Consider the following 17,061-nt stretch of genomic DNA (forward strand, 5'->3'; position numbering starts at 1 on the left):
TCGTGGTCGTGGGGCGGAGATGGGCGGGGTGCTTCGCTGGGGCGTGGTCAGTCCCAGTCGACCGGGAGCTCGAGCATGCCGCGGAACACCCAGCCGCCCTCGCGGGCGGGGCGCTCCGAGAGGCGCAGGTTGGGCAGGGCCTCGAAGAGCCTCGGCAGGGCCACCTGGGCCACCGAGGTGCGGGCCACCCATGTGCCGGCGCAGAAGTGGGCCCCGCCGCCGAACGCGAGGTGCGGCCTCTTCTCGCGGTTGAGGTTGTACGCCTCGGGGTCCTCGAACTGGGCGGGGTCCCGGTTCGCTGCGCCGACGTTCACGCCGAGCCGTGCGCCGGCGGGAAGCGTCACTCCGCCGATCTCCACCTCGCGCGTGGTCTGGCGCGGGTACATGCCGATCGGGGCGACCCAGCGGACGGCCTCCTCGAAGGCCGCGGCCCACAGGCTCGGGTCGGCGAGGACCTGGTCGAGCTGGTCGCGGTGTGACAGGAGGGCCCACACGGCCGTGCCGATGACGTCGCGCGGTTCGTTGAGGCCGCCGCCGATCGTCATCTTCATGTTGGCGCGGATCGCCTCGAGCGGGAGGCCCGCATTGACCACGGCGGAGAGCAGCGTCGCGTCCGGCTCGGCCCTGAGCGCCGGGATGAGCTCGTCGATCGCTGCGTCGACCTGGGCGCTCGAGGCGGCGGCCCTAGCCCAAACCTCCGGATCCTCGGCATAGTTGCCGGTGCCGTCGATGAGGGTCTGGCTCCAGCGCTGCATGTCCTCCTGGGTCGCATTGCGGAAGCCCATGATGTCGCGCAGGTTCTCGGCGGCGAACGGTGCAGCGAACCCGAGGTGCAGGTCGGCACCCGGGCCCTGCGCCTTGAACTCGGCGATGTACCTGTCCGCGTTCTTCTCGAACACGGAGGTCCACGTCTCCTTGATGGCCTTGGGGCGCAGCACGGGGCCATAGGCGGCGCGGTCCACCTGATGCTCGGGATCGTCCTTGCGCAGCATCGAATGTCCCATGGAGCGCTTCATGAGCGAGCCCTCCTCGTCCGCGGAGAACGTCTGGGCGTCCTGCTCGATGCGGTGGCAGGCCTCGAAGCTCGTGACCATGTACCGGCCCACCGCCGGGACCCACGCGACCGGGGACTCCGCCCGGAGGCGCTGGTAGATGGGGTAGGGGTCGGCGTACAGGTCCTCGATGCGGACGTAGTCAGCGACAGGTGCAGCGACGGGCGCAGTGACGGGTGCAGCGGCAGGAGTGGAAGTCATGGATCGAGTGTGGCGCGAGTCATATCTTCAGGTAAAGTTCAAAAAACATCTATCAATAGCAAGTTCTCTTAGAGAGGTAGGGCGGTGGCCGAGGCGAGTCGACCTGACGAGGAGGACGGCGCCGTCGTGCGCATCCCGAACCGCTTCACCCTCAAGCAGCTCGGCTACCTCCTGGCTGTCGCGGACGCCGGCTCGATCAGCGGCGCGGCGCAGCGGCTGCACGTCACGCAGACCGCCGTGGGCGCTGCGCTGAGCGACCTCGAGAGGGCCCTCGGCGCGCAGCTGCTCGTGCGCCGGCGCGCACACGGCGTGGTCCTCACCCCGGCGGGTTCCTATGTCCGCGAGCATGCCCGCGGCCTCCTCGCGGACGCCGCGGACCTCGAACTCTCGGCGCTCGACGCCGGCGCGGTCGTCCGCGGGCCGCTCGCCCTGGGCTGCTACTCGACGCTTGCCGTCACGCTGATCCCGCCCATCCTCCAAGGGTTCGGCCACGCACACCCTGAGGTGGTCCTCGACTTCGTCGCAGACCAGCAGGAGCCCCTTGAGCAGCGGCTCCTCGCCGGCGAGCTCGACGCGGCCCTCCTGTACGACATGAACCTTCCGCTGGGCCTCGAGGCCCGCACGATCTTCGAGACCAGCGTGTACGCCCTGCTCGCTGCGGACCACCCGCTCGCGGGGGAGCGACGAGTGGCCCTCGAGGCGCTCGCGGACGACCCGCTGGTCTTCCTCGATCTCTATCCCAGCGGCGAGCACACGCTCGCGGTCTTCCGGGCCGCCGGAGTCGCCCCGAAGATCCGGTACCGGACCACGGACTTCGAGCTCACCCGGTCCCTCGTGGGGCGCGGGCTCGGCTACGCCCTCCTCGTGCAGCGGCCCGCACGCGACGAGACGTACGAGGGGCTGCCCGTGGTCCCGGTCGAGATCACGCCCACGCCCGCGCCGGTGCGCGTCGTCATGGCGTGGAACGCGGCGGTGCGGCCCACGCGCCGTGCGCGGGCGCTCATGGAGTTCATCGCGGAAGGGGCGCTTCACCGCGCCCGCACCGTGAATTAACGAGAGTTGTCATCCCGTTGTGAAAGATTCGTTGCGGAAGTTGGAGGCCCGTACTAGGGTGCAAGCTGTGTCACAGTTCGCTTCAGCACCTGCCGGGGGGACAGCCGTGAATGAGGCAGCCCGCAGGACCGTCATCTCCGCTTCCGAGCTCGTCAAGACCTATGGCGACTTCAACGCCGTGGACGGCATCAGCTTCGACGTCCCCGCCGGGGAGTCCTTCGGGCTCCTCGGGCCGAACGGCGCCGGCAAGTCCACCACCATGCGGATGATCGGCGGTGTCACCCAGCGCACGTCCGGCAGGCTCGAGATCATGGGTCTGGACCCCGAGAAGCAGGGCCCCGAGGTCAGGGCCCACCTCGGGGTTGTGCCGCAGCAGGACAACCTCGACGAGGAGCTCCGCGTCCGCGACAACCTCATCGTCTACGGGCGCTACTTCGGCCTGCCCATGGGCTACCTGCGCCAGCGCGCGGACGAGCTGCTCGCGTTCGCGCAGCTCGGGGACAAGGCCGACGCCAAGGTCGACTCGCTCTCCGGCGGCATGAAGCGGCGCCTCACGATCGCCCGCTCGCTCGTCAACGAGCCGAAGATCCTCCTCCTCGACGAGCCCACCACGGGTCTGGACCCCCAGGCCCGGCACGTGCTGTGGGACCGGCTCTTCCGACTCAAGGAGCAGGGCGTCACCCTGGTCCTCACCACCCACTACATGGACGAGGCCGAGCAGCTGTGCGACCGGCTCATCGTCGTGGACAAGGGCCGCATCATGGCCGAGGGCTCGCCCGCGGCCCTGATCCGGGAGCACTCCAGCCGGGAGGTGCTCGAGGTGCGGTTCGGCGCGGAGCGGAATGCCGCCGTCGTGGGCCAGCTCGACGGCGTGGGCGAGCGGGTCGAGGCGCTCCCGGACCGCGTGCTCGTCTACACCGACGACGGCGAGGACGCGCTCGAGCAGATCCGCTCCCGCGGGCTCCACCCGATCACCTCGCTCGTGCGGCGCGCCTCGCTCGAGGACGTCTTCCTGCGGCTGACCGGACGGTCTCTCGTTGACTGACGCCGCCCAGACGAGCCCGCCGAGTCGGCTTGCCGCGCACACTCCCGAGGTGTCCGCGGCGAAGGCACGCCGCTGGGGTTCCTTCTACTTCGCCGAGCACATGCTCCGCTCGATGCGCGCGTACCTGGTCACCATCGTCGTCACGAGCGTGGGCAACCCGCTCCTGTACCTCTTTCCATGGGCGTGGGGCGCGCGTCGCCGAGCCGTCGCACCGTGCGTCAGCGCATGCGTCCGTCGTCACGAGCTGGCACCGCCCTACCTCCAGGCGTGGGCGGCGCGACGTCGACCGAGCACGTCCGGGCACCGGGCGGCCAGCGGGGCCGGCGGCGGGGTACCTCGCGTTCGCGGCGCCGGCGCTGCTCGTCTCGAGTGCCGTCATGACCAGCGCGAACGAGATGATGTTCCCAGTCATGGACGGCTTCAAGTGGCGCCGCACCTACTACGGGCCCCACGTCACCCCACTCGTGCCGGGCCAGCTCGCGGCCGGGCACCTCATGGCCGTGGGCGCGCGGCTGCTCGTGCAGAGCCTCGTGTTCTTCCTCATCATGCTCGTGTTCGGGGCCGCACCCGGGCCCTGGGCCTGGATGCTCGTGCCCCTCGGCGTGCTCGCCGGGATGGCGTTCGGCGCACCGCTCATGGCGTACTCGGCGCACATCGAGAAGGAGAACTTCCAGTTCTCGATGATCCAGCGCTTCATCGTCATGCCGCTGTTCCTGTTCTCCGGCACGTTCTACCCGCTCGAGACCATGCCCGTGGGCATGCAGTGGATCGGCTGGATCTCCCCCCTCTGGCACGGCAACCAGCTCGGACGGATCGTCTCCTACGGGCTCGAAGAGCCCGCGTGGCTCGTGGCCGTGCACGTGCTGTACCTCGTGGCCCTCGGCATGGTGGGGATCTGGTGGGCGCGGCGGAACTACACGAAGAGGATGGGCAAGTGAGCGTCCTGACCGATGACGACTACGCGCTCCGCCCCAGCAGCCGGCCGCTCGGAGCACTGTACGCCGGCAACGCGCGCGCGGTGATCGGGCGCGGATTCCGGGTCATCAAGAGCCAGAACTGGATCATCCTCCTCTCCGGGTTCTTCGAGCCCGTGTTCTACCTCTTCTCCATGGGGATCGGGCTCGGGAGCCTCGTAGGCGCCGTCGAGGGGCCCGGCGGCGCGCAGATCTCCTACGCCGCCTACATCGCCCCCGCCCTGCTCGCGGTGTCCGCGATGAACGGCGCGATCTACGACTCGACGTGGAACGTGTTCTTCAAGATGCACTTCGGCAAGCTCTACCAGGGCATGCTGTACACGTCCCTCGGACCGCTGGACATCGCCATCGGCGAGATCTTCATGGCGCTCTTCCGCGGGTTCCTCTACGCGCTCGGGTTCACCGGGGTCATGGGCATCATGGGCCTCATCACCACGCCGTGGGCGCTCCTGCTCGTGCCGGCCTCCGTGATGGTCGCATTCGGATTCGCCTCGTTCGGCATGGCGATCACGAGCTATATGAAGACGTTCCAGCAGATGGACATGATCACGTTCTTCATGCTGCCCATGTTCCTGTTCTCCGCGACCTTCTACCCGCTCTCCGTCTACCCCGAGCCCGTGCAGTGGATCGTCCAGGCGTTCCCGCTGTGGCATGGCGTCGAGCTCATGCGGCAGATCAGCATTGGGGTGTTCACCCCGGCCACGTGGGTGCACCTTCTGTACTATCTGGCGATGATCCTCGTGGGCGTGTCCTTCACGACCCGGCGGCTGAGGGCCCTCTTCCTCCGCTGAGCGCGCCATGGGGCCCGATCCCGGCGGGCGTGCGCGCGGGCGTTCGGCCCCGACGGGTCTGGGAGAATGGACACCATGCAGAGTCTCGGCCACCAGAACCCGTCCCAGCCCGACGCCGCGCCCCGGCCCCGCCGCGGCGGGATCAGGATCGGCGCGCTCGGCCTCTCGGTCCTCGTGCTCGCGTTCCTCGTGGCAGTGATCTTCGCCGCCAACCGGAACGAGGTGATCGGCTGGATCGTTGCCATCATCTCCTTCGGCTGGCTCGTCTTCGCGCTGTTCGTCTTCATGACCGTCCGCACCGCGGGCCGCAAGGCCCAGGAGCGGTTCGAGCGCGCGGCAGAGCGGCTGGGCGGCCGCGCGCCGTCTGTGGCGAATGCCGGCGGCGCTGCGGTGAGCGAGGCCCGCTCGGTCGACGACGTCCGCGACCTCAAGCTCGACCACTCCTTCAAGATCATCCAGGTCCAGGAGCGGGTGGTCCGAGACAACCTCGGCAGGGACGACGAGCAGGTGGCACGAGCCCTCGAGACCATCCAGATCACTGCCGCGAACGCCCGCGAGATGCTCCGTCCCGACGACCAGACACCTGTCACCGGGACGGTCGTCGACGAGGGGTAGAGTGGCTAGGTGACTTCCCCCGAAGCCGCCCCGAAGGGCAGTGCACTCCGTATCGGCACGGTCAACGTCAACGGCCTCCGCGCCGCGTGGCGCAAGGGCATGCAGGAGTGGCTCGAGCCTCGGGAGCTGGACATCCTGTGCCTGCAGGAGGTCCGTGCCCCGGACCCGATCGTGCACGAGTACTTCGAAGGGTGGCACGTCCTCCACGCGGAGGCGGACGCGAAGGGCCGCGCTGGCGTCGCGATCGCCTCACGCGAGGCGCCCACCGAGACGCGCATCGGGATCGGCGACGACTATTTCGCGACCGCGGGCCGCTGGGTCGAGGCGGACTACGCGCTCGACGGCGGGCGGCAGCTCACGGTGGTGAGCGCCTATGTGCACTCCGGAGAAGCGGGGACGCCCAAGCAGGAGGACAAGTACCGCTTCCTCGACGTCATGCTCAAGCGGCTCCCCGAGCTCGCGGAGGCCTCGGACTATGCGCTCGTGGTCGGCGACCTCAACGTGGGCCACACCCCGCTCGACATCCGCAACTGGAAGGCGAACCAGAAGCGCGCAGGCTTCCTGCCGGAAGAGCGCGCGTACTTCGACCGGTTCTTCGGTGAGGAGATCGGCTGGAAGGACGTCCATCGCGAGCTCGCCGGCCAGGTCGACGGGCCCTACACGTGGTGGTCACAGCGGGGCAAGGCGTTCGACAACGACGCCGGCTGGCGGATCGACTACCAGATGGCGACGCCGGCCCTCGCCTCGAGTGCCCGCAGCGCCGTCGTGGACCGCGCGTCCGCTTGGGACACCCGATGGTCCGACCACGCACCCCTCGTCATCGACTACCAGCTCTAGCCCCGGAAGAACCTACCCATGACGTCTACCACCCCGGCCCGCCAGCGCCTCCTCTCGGGCATGCAGCCCTCGGGCGACTCCCTCCACTTGGGCAACTACCTCGGCGCTCTCGTGAACTGGGTCGCTCAGCAGGATGAGTACGACTGCTTCTACTTCATCCCCGATCTGCACGCCATCACCGTTCCCCACGACCCGGCCGAGCTGCTCCACCGCACGCGCCTCACGGCGGCGCAGTACATCGCCGGCGGAATCGATGTCGAGAAGTCGACGCTGTTCGTGCAGTCCCACGTTCCCGAGCACGCCCAGCTCGCGTGGGTGCTCACGTGCCTCACGGGATTCGGCGAGGCCGCGCGCATGACGCAGTTCAAGGACAAGTCCGCGCGCCACGGCCAGGACGCCGCCAGCGCCGGGCTGTTCATGTACCCGATGCTCATGGCCGCGGACATCCTCCTGTACAAGCCCTACGGCGTGCCTGTGGGCGAGGACCAGCGCCAGCACCTCGAGCTCGCCCGCACCCTCGCCCACCGCTTCAACACCCGGTTCGGGGACGTCTTCCCCGTGCCCGAGGCGCTCATCCCGAAGACTTCGGCGAAGATCTACGACCTGCAGAACCCGACCGCGAAGATGTCCAAGTCCGCGGAATCGCCCAACGGGCTGATCAACCTCCTCGACGATCCGAAGGCCACGGCCAAGAAGATCAAGTCCGCCGTGACCGACACCGAGACGGTGGTCCGGTTCGACCGCGAGGCGAAGCCGGGCGTCTCCAACCTCCTGACGATCATCTCGACGATCACCGGCCAGGACCTCGACGAGCTCGTCGCCTCCTACGAGGGGAAGATGTACGGGCACCTCAAGGCGGACGTCGCGCAGATCGTCGTGGACGCCGTGGCCCCGATCAAGGCGCGCACCGAGGAACTGCTCGAGGACCCGGCCGAGCTGGACCGCCTCCTCGCGCGCGGTGCCACGAAGGCCCGCGAGATCGCCGCCCAGACGCTCGCGGAGGTCTACGCGCGCGTGGGTTTCCTGCCCGCACTGGCCCCGGCGGCAGCGACCCTCGGCTGAGGCCATGCCGCTCCTCGATGACGGACCACTCGACGGCGGGCCGGGGATCCCTCCCGGCAGCCCGCTCGTCGGCGTGATCCTCAGCTTCCCCGACCGGGTCGCCGAGGAACTGCGCACCTGGCGGGAGTCCTTCGGCGACCGGATGGCGGAGTCGATCCCCGCCCACATCACCCTCGTCACGACCACCGAGACCAAGGACTGGGACGCCACTACGGAGCATGTGCGCTCCGTTGCCGCCGCGACGAGCCCGTTCCGGGTGAGCCTGCGCGGCACGGGCACGTTCCGCCCGGTCTCCCCGGTGGTCTTCGTCAACGTGGCGGAGGGATTCGACGAGTGCGTCCGCCTCCACCGCCGTCTCCAGCGCGGCCCGCTAGAGCGCGTCCTGCCCTTCCCGTACCACCCCCACGTCACGGTCGCGCACGATCTGCCGCCCGAACAGCTGGACGCGGCGCAGAATGCCCTGAAGTCCTACAGGGAATCCTTCACCGTGGCTAGCATGGGCCTGTACGAGCACGATGCCGACGGGTTCTGGCAGCTGAGGGAAGAGCTTGACTTTGGCACACGACGGGACACACCCCGCGAGGGGAAGCAGCAGCAGCCGCACCGATGAGACCGAGCCACTGCCCACCGAGCGGGGCAGGCTCAAGCTCGAGGTGATCCACAAGCGCCAGGCCGTGGGCCGGGCCCGGCGCGGGGAGGGCTTCCCCAAGGTTGCCCTCGCGGTTCTCATGTGGCTCATGGCCAGGCTCAAGGCCTTCCGGCCCATGCGGGTGTGGACCCAGTACAGCCTCCGGCACGGGCCCCTCATGAGCGCCGGGATCGGGTTCAACATGTTCTTCTCGATCTTCAGCCTCCTGACCACCGGATTCTCCGTGGCGGCGCTGTTCCTGGCGGGGAACCCGGCCCTTGTCGACCAGGTGGTCCACAGCGTCGCCAAGGCGGCCCCCGGCCTGCTCAAGGTCGACGGCGGCGACGGGCTCGTCGACCCGCAGAGCCTCCTGAATCCCACCGGCCTGAGCGTCACGGCGATCATCGCGCTCCTCGTCGCGCTGTTCTCGTCCCTGGGCTGGATCACGAGCCTGCGCGACGGGCTGCGCGGCGTGGTGGAACTTCCGCCGATCAAGGCCAACCCGGTGCTCGTCAAGGCTCGGGACATCGGCACGCTCCTGCTCCTCGGCGTGCTCCTCGTGGCGACCTCGGGCGTGAGCATCGTGTTCACCGCGGCGGTGGGCTATCTCGCGGGCCTGATGGGCATGGACGGTGCGTTCGTGGCCCCGGTCGGCTGGTTGATCGGCCTCCTCATCCCCCTCGTGCTCAACCTCGTCACCGCGCTCGTCCTGTTCAGGCTCGCCGGCGGCCTCAAGCTGAGCCGGCGGTCCCTGTACGAGGGCGTTCTGCTTGCGGGCATCGGGACCTCGGTCCTCCAGGCGTTCAGCACGCAGCTCCTCGCCCGGGCCGGCGCGAACCCCCTCCTCGCTCCCTTCGCGATCATCATCGGCCTGCTCATCTGGTTCAACCTCGTGAGCCAGGTGTACCTCGTGTCCGCGTCGTGGAGCGCTATCCGGGAAGCAGACCTCGCCGCGGCCGCCCCGCGCCGCTCCGAGTCGTTCGGCTCTGCCCATCCCCGCCACCGGCCGTCCGCGGCCCTGACCCGCACCAATGGGGCGCACGCCAACGGAATGCACCCCAATGGCTCCCGGCCCGACCGCCTGTCCCAGCCCGCTGGGGTGAGCGCGCACGACGGCGCGCGGCCGCCGGCGGGGGAGGGGCGCCGTCGTGCGTTGGGTCCCCTCGGTTGGCTCGGGTGGCTGCGTCCGGGCAAGGACAGGGCGCCAGCGGGCGGTTAGCCCGAGGACAGCCTGGGAACGCGCGAAGGGGCGCCGCCCACGCGGGCGGCGCCCCTTCAGGCTGCGGCAGGGATCACATCTTGCGGGTCAGGATGGCCTGCTTGACCTCGGCGATCGCCTGGGTGACCTGGATGCCACGCGGGCACGCCTCGGTGCAGTTGAAGGTGGTGCGGCAGCGCCACACGCCCTCCTTGTCGTTGAGGATCTCGAGGCGCATGTCCCCGGCGTCGTCACGCGAATCGAAGATGAAGCGGTGCGCGTTGACGATCGCGGCCGGGCCGAAGTACTGCCCGTCCGTCCAGAACACCGGGCAGGAGGACGTGCACGCGGCGCACAGGATGCACTTGGTCGTGTCGTCGAACCGGGCGCGGTCCTCGGGAGACTGGATGCGCTCCTTCGTGGGCTCGTGGCCCTTCGAGATGAGGAACGGCATGATCTCGCGGTAGGACTGGAAGAACGGCTCCATGTCCACGATCAGGTCCTTCTCGACCGGGAGCGCCTTGATGGGCTCGACCGTGATCGGCTTGGACGTGTCGAGGTCCTTCAGGAGGGTCTTGCACGCGAGGCGGTTGCGGCCGTTGATGCGCATGGCATCCGAGCCGCACACGCCGTGCGCGCACGAGCGGCGGAACGACAGCGAGCCGTCCATCTCCCACTTGACCTTGTGCAGCGCGTCCAGCACACGGTCCGTGCCGTACATCGTGAGCTTGAACTCGTCCCAGCGGTGCTCATCCGAGATCTCGGGATCGTACCGGCGCACCCGGAGCGTGACGTCGAACGTGGGGATCTCGCCCCCGCCGCCCACGCTCGCGGGCAGCTCGACCTTCGATGCGGGCTCTACAGTTGACATCAGTACTTACGCTCCATCGGCTCGTAACGGGTGAAGACCACGGGCTTCGTGCCGAAGCGGATGCCCTTGATGCCCTCGGTCTCGGCGGCGGCGTCCTTGTACAGCATCGTGTGCTTCATCCAGTTGGCGTCGTCGCGGTCGGGGAAGTCCTCGCGGTAGTGCCCGCCGCGGGACTCCTTGCGGTGCAGGGCGGCGACGGTCATGACCTCGGCGAGGTCCAGGAGGAAGCCGAGCTCCACGGCCTCGAGCAGGTCGAGGTTGAAGCGCTTGCCCTTGTCCTGGATGCTGATGTTCTTGTACCGCGCCCGGAGGGTCTCGATGTCGGCGAGGGCCTGGGCAATCGAGTCCCTGGTGCGGAACACCTGCATGTTCGCGTCCATGGTCTCCTGCAGGTCGGCGCGGATCGAGGCGATCCGCTCCGTGCCGGAGGCGTTGCGGACGGCATCGAGCAGAGCGGCCGTGTCCGCCGCCGCGTTCTCGGGGAGGTCCACGAACTCGGCCGTCTGGGAGTACTCGGCGGCGTTGATGCCGGAGCGCTTGCCGAACACGTTGATGTCCAGAAGCGAGTTGGTGCCGAGGCGGTTCGAGCCGTGCACGGACACGCACGCGACCTCGCCCGCGGCGTACAGGCCGGGGATGACCGTGTCATTGTCCTGGAGGACCTCGCCCTTGATGTTCGTAGGCACGCCGCCCATGACGTAGTGGCAGGTCGGGAACACCGGAACCGGCTCGGTGTAGGGCTCGACGCCGAGGTACGTGCGCGCGAACTCGGTGATGTCCGGGAGCTTGGCGTCGATGTGCGCCGGCTCGAGGTGCGTCAGGTCGAGCAGCACGTAGTCCTTGTTCGGGCCGCAGCCGCGGCCCTCGCGGACCTCGTTGGCCATCGAGCGGGCCACGATGTCGCGCGGCGCGAGGTCCTTGATGGTCGGCGCGTAGCGCTCCATGAAGCGCTCGCCTTCCGAGTTGCGCAGGATCGCGCCCTCGCCACGTGCCGCCTCCGAGAGGAGGATGCCGAGGCCGGCGAGGCCGGTCGGGTGGAACTGGATGAACTCCATGTCCTCGAGCGGGATGCCGCGGCGGAACGCGATGCCCATGCCGTCGCCCGTGAGGGTGTGCGCGTTCGACGTGGTCTTGAAGACCTTGCCCGCACCGCCGGTCGCGAAGACCACGGCCTTGGCCTGGAACACGTGCAGCTCACCGGAGGCGAGGTCGTAGCTCACGACGCCTGCCACGCGCTTCTGCTTGTAGGCGGTGCCGTCCTCGCGGGTCGCGTCCTCCTCGACGACGAGCAGGTCGAGCACGTAGTACTCGTTGTAGAACTCGACGTTGTGCTTGACGCAGTTCTGGTACAGCGTCTGGAGGATCATGTGTCCGGTGCGGTCGGCGGCGTAGCACGCGCGGCGGACCGGCGCCTTGCCGTGGTCGCGGGTGTGCCCGCCGAAGCGGCGCTGGTCGATCCGGCCCTCAGGGGTGCGGTTGAACGGCAGGCCCATCTTCTCGAGGTCGAGGACCGCGTCGATGGCCTCCTTGGCCATGACCTCCGCGGCGTCCTGGTCGACGAGGTAGTCGCCGCCCTTGACCGTGTCGAACGTGTGCCACTCCCAGTTGTCTTCCTCGACATTGGCGAGGGCCGCGCACATGCCGCCCTGGGCGGCGCCCGTGTGCGAACGGGTCGGGTACAGCTTGGTCAGCACCGCGGTGCGCGCCCGCTGGCCGGACTCGATCGCTGCGCGCATGCCGGCGCCACCGGCGCCGACGATCACCACATCATATTTGTGGACCTGCATGCTTTGATGCTCTTTTCTCTTGCGGGTCGTGACGCTGCTTAGGCGGCGGGGCAGAAGTCGGGAAGGCCGGACGTGATGCCGTGCGGGCACGGATCGAACGTGAAGATCACGAGCGTGCCGAGGATCACGATGATCGCTGCCGCGACGAACAGGACGACCTTGAGCCAGAAGCGGACGGAGTCGCGCTCGGCGTAGTCGTTGATGATCGTGCGCACGCCGTTCGTGCCGTGGAGCATCGCGAGCCAGAGCATGGCGAGGTCCCAGAACTGCCAGAACGGATTGGCCCACTTGCCGGCCACGAAGCCGAAGTCGATGCCGTGCACGCCTTCGCCCAGGAGGAGGTTCACCGTCAGGTGGCCGAAGATCAGCACGACCAGGACGATGCCCGACAGGCGCATGAAGAGCCACGCGATCATCTCGAACTGGCCCTTGGGGCCGCCGGCGCGCTTGTAGCTCGGGTCGATTCGCCCGGTCACGGACGTGCTGCGGGGTTCGCGGATAACAGGTTCGGTGCTCATGTCAGTGGGCTCCCAGCGCGAGTGAGAGGTGGCGGATGGCGAAGCCTGCGAAGGCGATCACCCAGATGACGACCACGGTCCAGAGCATCGGCTTCTGGTACTTCGGGCCGCTCTTCCAGAAGTCCACGAGGATCACGCGGAGGCCGTTGAAGGCGTGGAAGAGGATGGCGGCTACAAGGCCGGTCTCGCCGAGGGCCATGAGGGGGTTCTTGTACTCGCCGATGACGGCTGTGTACACGTCGGGGGACACTCGCACCAATGAGGTGTCCAGGACGTGCACCAACAAGAAGAAGAAGATCACGACGCCGGTGATCCGGTGGATGACCCAAGACCACATGCCTTCATGGCCGCGGTATAGGGTGCCAGCTGGTTTTGTCGGCACTGAATAAACCTCCCTGCGGGCACCGGTGCCCGCATGGGGCCCATGCGGTGGGGGCAACCGGTGCGGAGTGGCCCTGCCGTGCTGCAGGGCGCGCTCACTAGTCGAGCTCCAGACTAAATCTAGACTTCGCCCACAGCTTACTCAATTCGCTTTTCGAGGCGGTGCACCGAACGTGGTGATTCTCACAGTGCATGCCCTCGGGTCCGCGGGTGCCTGTTGCCGCCCGTCCCGGAGCCGCAGTAGTCTGTCCGTTTCCATTACAGTTGGGGGCGATGACTGACAATTCAGCCCCTGTCCGGGACACCGTTTCCACCGACCCCCTCGGCAGGTTCGTCGCGGTGATTCCCGCGGGCGGCGTGGGGACCCGGCTGTGGCCGCTCTCGCGTGCGGCCGCCCCGAAATTCCTCCATGACCTCACCGGCTCGGGCAGCACGCTCATCCGGGCGACGTACGACAGGCTTGCCCCGCTTGTTGGAGGCCGGTTCCTCGTGGTCACAGGGGAAGCGCACCGTGCGGCCGTCTGCCGCCAGATCCCCGAGCTGGACCCCGCCGATCTCGTGCTCGAGAGCGAGCCGAAGGACTCCGCCGCAGCCATCGGGCTCGCCGCGGCCATCCTCTACCGCCGCAACCCCGAGACGATCATGGGCTCATTCGCCGCGGACCACGTCATCTCCCCGGACAGCGTCTTCCAGGCGGCCGTCCGCGAGGCCATCCGCACCGCCGCCTCCGGGGCGCGGGGGAAGATCGTCACGATCGGCATCGAGCCGACCCACCCCTCGACCGGCTTCGGCTACATCCGCGGCGGCGCACCGCTGACGGTCGACGGCGCGCCGAGTGCCCGCGCGGTCCTGGAGTTCGTCGAGAAGCCGAGCCTCGAGGTTGCCGAGAAGTACCTGGCCACGGGGGAGTACCTGTGGAACGCGGGCATGTTCGTGGCGCCCGTCTCGCTCATGCTCGAGCACCTCAAGGCCAACCAGCCGGCGCTGTACGCGGGCCTCGTGGAGATCGCCGAGGCCTGGGACACGCCGGCGCGCGACGAGGTCGTGGCCCGCGTCTGGCCCACCCTGCCGAAGATCGCCATCGACTATGCCGTCGCCGAGCCTGCCGCCGCCGCCGGGGACGTCGCCGTCGTGCCCGGTGCCTTCCGCTGGGACGACGTCGGCGACTTCGCGGCTCTCGGGCGCCTCAACAGCGCGCGCGAGGCCGAGCGCGTCACCGTCTTGGGCGAGGGCGCGCGCGTCTTCACGGAGGATGCCAGCGGCATCGTGGTCTCGGACACGAAACGCGTCATCGCGCTCATCGGCATCGAGGACGTCGTGATCGTGGATACCCCGGATGCCCTCCTCGTCACGACCACTGAGCACGCGCAGAAGGTCAAGAACGCCGTGGCGGGACTCAAGGCCAGCGGCGACGTCGACGTCCTGTGACTCCCGGCGACCGGGCGCACCCGGGTTGCCGACCCCGTGACGCTAGAGTGAACGGGTGCGAAACTACACGACGGAGACCGAGCCCACGCCGCTGGTAGGGCCGAGGCTCGAGGCGTTCCTGCCGGAGCTGATCGCGTTCCGGAGGGACCTCCACTCGCACCCCGAGCTCTCGTTCCACGAGTACCGGACCACGGACCGGATCGTCGCCCGGCTCGAGGCGGCCGGACTCTCGCCGAAGCGGCTCGAGCGCACCGGCGTCGTCGTGGACATCGGGACCGGACCCATCGCGACGGCGGTCCGTGGGGACATCGATGCCCTGCCCATCATCGAGGAGACGGGTCTGCCCTTCGCCTCGCGCAACCACGGCGTGACGCACGCCTGCGGACACGACGTCCACACCACGGTGGCGCTCGGCGTTGCCCTCCTGCTGGCCGAGATGGACCGCGAGCGCCCGCTCGGCGCGTCGGTCCGCGTCGTCTTCCAGCCTGCCGAGGAGACCATGCCCGGCGGTGCGGTCTCGTGCATCGACCAGGGCGTGCTCTCCGGAGTCCCACGCATCATGGCGCTCCACTGCGATCCGCGGATCGAGGTCGGCAGGATCGGCACGCGCATCGGCCCCATCACGTCCGCCTCGGACACCATCCGGATCTCGCTCACGGGCCGCGGTGGGCACACCTCGAGGCCACACCTGACCGAGGACCTCGTGTTCGCACTCGCCCAGATCGCGATCAACGTCCCTGCCGTGCTGTCGCGCCGAGTGGACGTCCGCAGCGGCGTGTCGATGGTGTGGGGACAGATCTCCGCCGGCTCCGCGCCGAACGCGATTCCGGCTTCGGGGACCATGTCCGGGACCATGCGCTGCCTCGACCGCGAGGCGTGGCACAGCGCGGGCGAACTCCTCGACGAGGTGGTCCAGCAGGTCGCGGCGCCGTACGGCGTCGACGTGGCGCTCGAGCACACGCGCGGCGTGCCCCCGGTGGTGAACTCGGAGCATGAGACCGCCCTGCTCGAGGCGTCCGCGCGCGCCGAGCTGGGAGAGGACGCCGTCGTCCTCACCCCGCAGTCGATGGGCGGCGAGGACTTCGCATGGTTCCTGTCCGAAGTGCCCGGCTCGATGTTCCGGCTCGGCACCCACACGCCCGGCGGCGAGGAGTACGACCTGCACCGCGGCGACTATGTGGTCGACGAAGCGGCGATCGGCTACGGCGTGCAGGTGCTCGCGGCCGCGGCCCTGCGGAGCATCCGCGACCTCTAGCGCACGGGCCTTCCGGGCGTACTCCAAGGTAACGAATCGCCAACGATTCGCCGACCGCCTCGTGCCGTGCTTTTGTGAAGGACTCCTTTCCCAGTACGGTTGTGCGCTGTACCACATGCCCGCGGCCGACTGCTGCCCCGGGAGTTGAGGACTCTCGCACCCTGGAGGACCACTTGAATACTTTCCGTCCCCGTCTCCCGAAGGCTGGATTCGCCGGCGTCGCCCTCGCGAGCGCGGCAGCACTCGCCCTCGCGGGCTGCGGCTCCGCCCCCTCCTCGTCCGGCGCCACAGCCAGTTCCTCGGCCCAGGCCTCCAACTACCTCGGCTGCATGGTCTCCGACTCCGGTGGGTTCGACGACAAGTCGTTCAACCAGTCCGGCTACGAGGGCCTGCAGAAGGCCGTCAAGGATCTCGGCATCCAGGAGAAGCACGTCCAGTCCAAGGCGGACACGGACTACGATCCCAATCTCCGCTCCATGGTGCAGGCCGGCTGCAAGCTCACGGTCACCGTCGGCTTCCTCCTCGGCGACGCCACCAAGAGCATCGCCGCGGCCAACCCGAACAGCCACTTCGCGATCATCGACTACACGGACCCGGCGTTCCCCAAGAACGTCAAGCCGATCGTGTACGACACGGCGCAGGCCGCGTTCCTCGCCGGCTACCTCGCCGCGGGCACCACGAAGACCGGCAAGGTCGCCACCTTCGGCGGCCTCAACATCCCGACCGTCACGATCTTCATGGACGGCTTCGCCGATGGCGTGAAGTACTACAACCAGAAGAAGAACAAGAACGTCCAGGTCCTCGGCTGGGACAAGGACAAGCAGGACGGCACGTTCGTGGGCGACTTCAAGTCCATCGACAAGGGCAAGGTCCTCACCCAGGGCTTCCTCCAGCAAGGAGCGGACATCATCCTGCCGGTGGCCGGTCCCGTGGGCTCGGGCGCCGGCTCCGCCGTGCTCGATGCGAAGAAGGCGGGCACCGACGCGAAGCTCATCTGGGTCGACTCCGACGGCTACCTGACGGCTCCCGACTACAAGTCGGTGCTGCTGACCTCGGTCCAGAAGAAGATGACCGACGCCGTGGAGTCCGTCATCAAGGACGACAAGGACGGAAAGTTCGACCCGTCTCCGTACGTGGGCACCCTCGAGAACGGCGGAGTGGCCCTTGCGCCGTTCCACGACCTCGACTCGACAGTGCCGGCGGATATGAAAAGCGAGCTCGCGTCGCTCCAGAAGGACATCATCTCCGGCGCGGTCAAGGTCGAGTCGAAGTCCAGCCCGGTCACGAAGTAGTCGCTCTCGATCGACGCGCCAGCGCCGCCCGCCCTCTCACGGGACCGGGCGGCGCTCGCGCTCAAAGGGGTGG

General features: G+C 68.6%; 17 protein-coding genes. 12 read left to right on the forward strand and 5 right to left on the reverse strand.

All coding sequences use genetic code 11. The features are described from left to right. Positions 1-47: 47 nt before the first annotated feature. The gene (locus SCMU_RS05935) at positions 48-1,253 is read right to left on the reverse strand and encodes a cytochrome P450 (RefSeq protein ID WP_229232109.1); all 1,206 of its coding nucleotides are present in this window, start codon (positions 1,251-1,253) and stop codon (positions 48-50) included. Positions 1,254-1,337: 84 nt separating this feature from the next. On the opposite strand from SCMU_RS05935, the gene SCMU_RS05940 reads away from it, so the two are divergent. The 9 genes from SCMU_RS05940 to SCMU_RS05980 all read left to right on the forward strand — a co-directional run bounded on the left by SCMU_RS05940 (position 1,338) and on the right by SCMU_RS05980 (position 9,477). After that, positions 1,338-2,306, forward strand: a complete 969-nt coding sequence (locus SCMU_RS05940) for a LysR family transcriptional regulator (protein ID WP_229232110.1) — start codon at positions 1,338-1,340, stop codon at positions 2,304-2,306. A gap of 106 nt (positions 2,307-2,412) precedes the next feature. Next, entirely contained in the window at positions 2,413-3,351 is a 939-nt protein-coding gene (locus SCMU_RS05945; RefSeq protein ID WP_229232111.1) for an ABC transporter ATP-binding protein, read from the forward strand. A 377-nt stretch (positions 3,352-3,728) separates the two neighbouring features. Continuing rightward, entirely contained in the window at positions 3,729-4,289 is a 561-nt protein-coding gene (locus SCMU_RS21135) for an ABC transporter permease (protein WP_229232112.1), read from the forward strand. Next, positions 4,286-5,116 (forward strand): ABC transporter permease, encoded by an 831-nt coding sequence (locus SCMU_RS05955; RefSeq protein WP_229232113.1) that lies wholly within the window; start codon positions 4,286-4,288, stop codon positions 5,114-5,116. The genes SCMU_RS21135 and SCMU_RS05955 overlap by 4 nt, the downstream gene beginning before the upstream one ends. 75 nt (positions 5,117-5,191) lie before the next feature. Continuing rightward, positions 5,192-5,731, forward strand: a complete 540-nt coding sequence (locus SCMU_RS05960; RefSeq protein ID WP_229232114.1) for a hypothetical protein — start codon at positions 5,192-5,194, stop codon at positions 5,729-5,731. 9 nt (positions 5,732-5,740) lie between these two features. After that, positions 5,741-6,568, forward strand: coding sequence for an exodeoxyribonuclease III (locus SCMU_RS05965; protein WP_274602932.1), 828 nt, complete (start codon positions 5,741-5,743; stop codon positions 6,566-6,568). Positions 6,569-6,586: 18 nt separating this feature from the next. Beyond that, entirely contained in the window at positions 6,587-7,630 is a 1,044-nt protein-coding gene (gene trpS / locus SCMU_RS05970; protein ID WP_229232115.1) for a tryptophan--tRNA ligase, read from the forward strand. 4 nt (positions 7,631-7,634) lie between these two features. Then, on the forward strand, positions 7,635-8,240 hold the full coding sequence (locus SCMU_RS05975; RefSeq protein ID WP_229232116.1) for a 2'-5' RNA ligase family protein: 606 nt from the start codon (positions 7,635-7,637) through the stop codon (positions 8,238-8,240). After that, complete coding sequence (locus tag SCMU_RS05980; protein ID WP_229232117.1) at positions 8,179-9,477, forward strand: YihY/virulence factor BrkB family protein; 1,299 nt, start codon at positions 8,179-8,181, stop codon at positions 9,475-9,477. Before SCMU_RS05975 ends, SCMU_RS05980 begins: the two co-directional genes overlap by 62 nt. Positions 9,478-9,550: 73 nt before the next feature. Here the strand turns inward: SCMU_RS05980 and SCMU_RS05985 are convergent, their stop codons facing one another. Genes SCMU_RS05985 through sdhC form a run of 4 tightly spaced genes read right to left on the reverse strand, consistent with a single transcriptional unit; the run spans position 9,551 to position 13,014 of the window. Further along, positions 9,551-10,327: a succinate dehydrogenase iron-sulfur subunit gene (locus SCMU_RS05985; RefSeq protein ID WP_229232118.1), complete on the reverse strand. Its 777-nt coding sequence runs from the start codon at positions 10,325-10,327 to the stop codon at positions 9,551-9,553. Further along, the gene (gene sdhA / locus SCMU_RS05990; RefSeq protein ID WP_229232119.1) at positions 10,327-12,114 is read right to left on the reverse strand and encodes a succinate dehydrogenase flavoprotein subunit; all 1,788 of its coding nucleotides are present in this window, start codon (positions 12,112-12,114) and stop codon (positions 10,327-10,329) included. The genes SCMU_RS05985 and sdhA overlap by 1 nt, the downstream gene beginning before the upstream one ends. 38 nt (positions 12,115-12,152) lie before the next feature. Then, positions 12,153-12,632, reverse strand: a complete 480-nt coding sequence (locus tag SCMU_RS05995; protein ID WP_229232120.1) for a succinate dehydrogenase hydrophobic membrane anchor subunit — start codon at positions 12,630-12,632, stop codon at positions 12,153-12,155. A gap of 1 nt (position 12,633) precedes the next feature. After that, positions 12,634-13,014: a succinate dehydrogenase, cytochrome b556 subunit gene (sdhC, locus tag SCMU_RS06000; RefSeq protein WP_229232121.1), complete on the reverse strand. Its 381-nt coding sequence runs from the start codon at positions 13,012-13,014 to the stop codon at positions 12,634-12,636. Between the two features lie 272 nt (positions 13,015-13,286). On the opposite strand from sdhC, the gene SCMU_RS06005 reads away from it, so the two are divergent. The 3 genes from SCMU_RS06005 to SCMU_RS06015 all read left to right on the forward strand — a co-directional run bounded on the left by SCMU_RS06005 (position 13,287) and on the right by SCMU_RS06015 (position 16,988). Further along, positions 13,287-14,441 carry a mannose-1-phosphate guanylyltransferase gene (locus tag SCMU_RS06005; RefSeq protein WP_229232122.1) on the forward strand — a complete coding sequence of 385 codons (1,155 nt, stop codon included), beginning with the start codon at positions 13,287-13,289 and terminating at the stop codon, positions 14,439-14,441. Positions 14,442-14,496: 55 nt separating this feature from the next. After that, positions 14,497-15,696 carry an amidohydrolase gene (locus SCMU_RS06010; RefSeq protein ID WP_338027589.1) on the forward strand — a complete coding sequence of 400 codons (1,200 nt, stop codon included), beginning with the start codon at positions 14,497-14,499 and terminating at the stop codon, positions 15,694-15,696. A gap of 173 nt (positions 15,697-15,869) precedes the next feature. After that, complete coding sequence (locus SCMU_RS06015) at positions 15,870-16,988, forward strand: BMP family lipoprotein (RefSeq protein WP_229232123.1); 1,119 nt, start codon at positions 15,870-15,872, stop codon at positions 16,986-16,988. The last annotated feature ends 73 nt before the right edge of the window (positions 16,989-17,061 follow it).

It is taken from the genome of Sinomonas cyclohexanicum, assembly GCF_020886775.1.
GTDB classification, from domain to species: Bacteria; Actinomycetota; Actinomycetes; order Actinomycetales; family Micrococcaceae; genus Sinomonas; species Sinomonas cyclohexanicum.